The 2,451-nt window shown below is 36.0% G+C and carries 5 protein-coding genes; all 5 read right to left on the bottom strand.

Annotated elements, in window-relative coordinates; translation table 11 throughout:
- A partial coding sequence (locus tag AC1DDX_RS26350; RefSeq protein WP_477622917.1) for an aspartate aminotransferase family protein occupies nt 1-586 on the bottom strand: 586 nt, incomplete at its 3' end.
- A 35-nt stretch (nt 587-621) separates the two neighbouring features.
- Nucleotides 622-1,068 carry a hypothetical protein gene (locus AC1DDX_RS26355; protein WP_172661210.1) on the bottom strand — a complete coding sequence of 149 codons (447 nt, stop codon included), beginning with the start codon at nt 1,066-1,068 and terminating at the stop codon, nt 622-624.
- Between the two features lie 12 nt (nt 1,069-1,080).
- Nucleotides 1,081-1,608 carry a hypothetical protein gene (locus AC1DDX_RS26360; RefSeq protein ID WP_337717147.1) on the bottom strand — a complete coding sequence of 176 codons (528 nt, stop codon included), beginning with the start codon at nt 1,606-1,608 and terminating at the stop codon, nt 1,081-1,083.
- A gap of 34 nt (nt 1,609-1,642) precedes the next feature.
- A complete protein-coding gene (locus tag AC1DDX_RS26365; RefSeq protein ID WP_172661208.1) occupies nt 1,643-2,203 on the bottom strand; it encodes an RNA polymerase sigma factor in 561 nt (186 codons plus the stop codon).
- A 27-nt stretch (nt 2,204-2,230) separates the two neighbouring features.
- The coding region (locus tag AC1DDX_RS26370; RefSeq protein WP_477622918.1) for a transketolase C-terminal domain-containing protein at nt 2,231-2,451 on the bottom strand (221 nt) is incomplete at its 5' end.

Raw genomic sequence — 2,451 nt, forward strand, 5'->3', positions numbered from 1 at the left:
TTCTAATTCCTGCTTCACCCTGTATGGTTTCAATAAATACTGCTGCGGTATTTGTAGTGATGAGATCCAGATCAGTTAGGGAGTTGTATTCAATAAATTTAATATGAGGTAATAAAGGGCGGTAGGCTTGTTTAAACTCCTCATTGCCCATTAAGCTTAACGCACCTTGAGTACTGCCATGATAGGAATTGTTGCAGGAAATAATCTCTGTACGATTTGTATAGCGTTTTGCAAGCTTCATTGCGCCTTCCACGGCTTCTGCTCCGGAATTTACAAAATAAGTACAATTTAAATTGGCAGGAAGAACATCTGCAAGGGCTTTGGCAAAATTGACTTGTGGACTTTGAACAAACTCGCCATATACCATGATATGCATGTAACTTTCGGCCTGATTTTTTACTGCTTCCACAACGGCAGGATGACAATGGCCAACATTGCTAACGCCAATGCCGGCAATTAAGTCGAGGTATTTTTTGCCCTCAGTATCATAAAGATACATTCCGCTGGCTTTATTGAATTCTAAAAGAAGAGGTTCTAATGTGGTTTGAGCGTTATGTTGAAGAAATAACTGACGTTGTGTAAGCATACACAAAGTTAAGAATTATTTTGCTACACACCTTTTTAAGGCCTTTTATTACGGTATCTTGATAGTAGTTCGCGTTTAAAGGTTTCCTGTGCTCTATAGTATTTTCCTATAACCTTAATGGGTAAGCTCGCTTTTAGTTTTGCGTAATATTTCTTGTCGAGGTTTAGTTCTCTTTGTTTAAAGCTAAAATCATTAACAATAAGTGTTTGCACTTCGCTATCAGAAAGTTCATCAATTTCGGGCATTTTTCTGAAACTGATCATCTTTTGTCCACGTTCTTTACGCAGTTGGGATTGTTCTTTTTGGTAATCATTGTAGATTGGCCAGAAGATCTTAGCTTCTTCAGCTGAAAGCTCAAGTTTTTGCGTTAAATAAGTAATCTTATAAGATTCAATTTCTTCGCGTTTCTTGTCATCTGGCTTTTGTGCCATTGCAAGAAATGGAAATGCGAAAAGGAATGCTATAATGGTTAAATTTTTCATTTCTTCTATAAATTATAAACTTGTTGCAAGCTCATTCTGCGAATAATTAGTTAGTATATAATTTTCTAAATCAGTATCTGCTACTGTGGACTTAGGCTGTGTAATATCGGTACTGCTAATGTGATCTATAATTACTTGCTCATCTATGTCGTATAACATTTGCTCTGTGGCCAAATCTGAAGAAACTGTTTGTTGCGCAGGGCTTTGCTGTTGGTTGAAATACAAACCTACGCCAGTTATTAATAAAAAGCAGGCTGCCGAAGCGTACTTAACGAGATGGGAATTCCATAAGCGTATAACTTTAGGTTTTGCAATTGGTTTTGTTTCACCTACTGTTTTTGCTAAAATATTGGCTTGCAATTTTTCAAAGTAATGATCTGGTACAGTATGCCCATCATTTTGAATAACAGATTTTAATTTTTCAGTACTAATTCTGGCATTGATACTTTCGCTCAATTCATTAAAATAATGCGCAGGAGTAGTAAACCCGGTTTCCCGAACTCCCTTCATCCATTCATCGTTTTCAAAATCTTGTTTCATTACAAATGTATTGATGCATTAATTGCCAAAAGGTTTAAAAGGTAATGTCTTCATTTAGCATAAAAACTTCAATTTTTTTTACAGCTATGTGAAAAGAGGCTTTTAAAGCACCTACACTGGTGCCAGTGATCTCCGAAATTTCCTCATATTTAAGTTCATCAAAATATTTCATATTAAATATAAGTCTTTGTTTTTCAGGTAAAGTTAATAATGCTTGCTGTAGTTTTAGCTGTATTTTATCCCCATTAAAATAAGATGAAGCTATCAGGGTCTCTGCCAGTTCATCAGATACCTCGTCTAAAGGAGTATTGTTTCTTTGTTTCTTTTTATTGAGAAAGGTGATAGATTCGTTGGTAGCAATCCTGTATATCCAGGTATAAAGCTGCGAGTCGCTGCGGAAAGAATCGAGATTTTTCCAAACCTTAATGAACACATCCTGTACCAGATCATCCGCATCGTCATGATCAATTACCAGGCGTCGGATGTGCCAGTAAATTTTTTGTTGATATTTATTTAAAAGCAGGTTAAAGGCTTCATCGCGAGTTTTTGTGTTTGAGAACTTCTCTAAAATCTCTGAATCTTCAACCTGCTTCATTTATTCTATTTTGGTTGGATAGGTAATTTATTTTTTTGCTCTTTTAATTACTTTTTGAGCTGCTTCAATAATATTAATTGAATCTAATCCGTATTTAGTCATTAACTGATCAGGAGTACCACTTTCCCCGAAGCTGTCGTTAACAGCAACAAATTCCTGAGGAGACGGAAGCTCAGTTGAAAGTAATCTTGCAATGCTTTCTCCTAATCCGCCAAACTTATTGTGCTCTTCGCAAGTAACCACACATC

Source organism: Pedobacter sp. 10L46_2, from assembly GCF_056395165.1.

Coding starts and splice junctions, on each gene's coding strand:
- AC1DDX_RS26360 (WP_337717147.1), bottom strand. CDS start 1,608: ATGAAACAAGATTTTGAAAACGATGAATGGATGAAGGGAGTTCGGGAA.
- AC1DDX_RS26355 (WP_172661210.1), bottom strand. CDS start 1,068: ATGAAAAATTTAACCATTATAGCATTCCTTTTCGCATTTCCATTTCTT.
- AC1DDX_RS26365 (WP_172661208.1), bottom strand. CDS start 2,203: ATGAAGCAGGTTGAAGATTCAGAGATTTTAGAGAAGTTCTCAAACACA.